This window comes from Oleiphilus sp. HI0079, from assembly GCF_001635105.1.
Window position 1 is genome coordinate 1 of record NZ_LWFT01000211.1, and the last position, 688, is coordinate 688.

1 protein-coding gene and 1 pseudogene are annotated in these 688 nt (G+C 49.1%); both read right to left on the bottom strand.

The features are described from left to right. On the bottom strand, positions 1-279 hold a 279-nt coding region (locus A3750_RS03080), incomplete at its 3' end, for an aldehyde dehydrogenase family protein (RefSeq protein WP_156498348.1). Between the two features lie 99 nt (positions 280-378). Beyond that, positions 379-688 (bottom strand): annotated as a pseudogene (locus tag A3750_RS03085) (glutamine synthetase); the annotation flags it as partial.

The following is a 688-nucleotide window of genomic DNA, read 5'->3' on the forward strand; positions in this document are numbered from 1 at the left end:
TTCTTGAACCCCTCCAAACTCTCCTCCGTACCGTACCGGTCGCCCCATCATGCGTGCTAATTCAGGAACAATCTCGCCATTTTTGCTACCCAGTAACTCAACACACTTGAGCACTATGGCGATTCGCTCGTCCAGAGAGGTGTTTCGCCATGCTATTTGGGCATTTCTGGCTCGCGCTACGCACTCTAAAGCATCGTTCTGAGAAACCACCGGCCGCTCAGCGAAAACACTTCCGTCAATCGGACTAACACACTGCAACACCCGTCTTGATTCCGACATACCTGCTCACCTTCTCCTAATTATTCGAAGGACAAAAATCCTCATCCTACATTCACACAGACACTCTGCTTTTTGAAAAGTAACCTTTAGCGCTTTTTCCTAGCATCGCTCAAACCCGCGCGCTACTTCCCAGCTTGTGACAATCTTGTCGAATTCTTCCTGTTCAATTTCGCCTGCGCGAGTATAGTGGGCTACGACATCTTCTCCCAACGCATCTTTAAGCATCTCTGAGCTGCTAAAAGCGTTAATCGCGTCTTTCAAAGTTCGCGGCAAATCAGGCGCATCACTCATCTCATAAATATCGCCACATGCTGCTGGCGGGCACTCTAACTGCTCCTCAATCCCTTTTATCCCAGCAGCAAGCTGACCAGCAATTGCTAGGTAGGGATTAATATCAGCACCACCTACC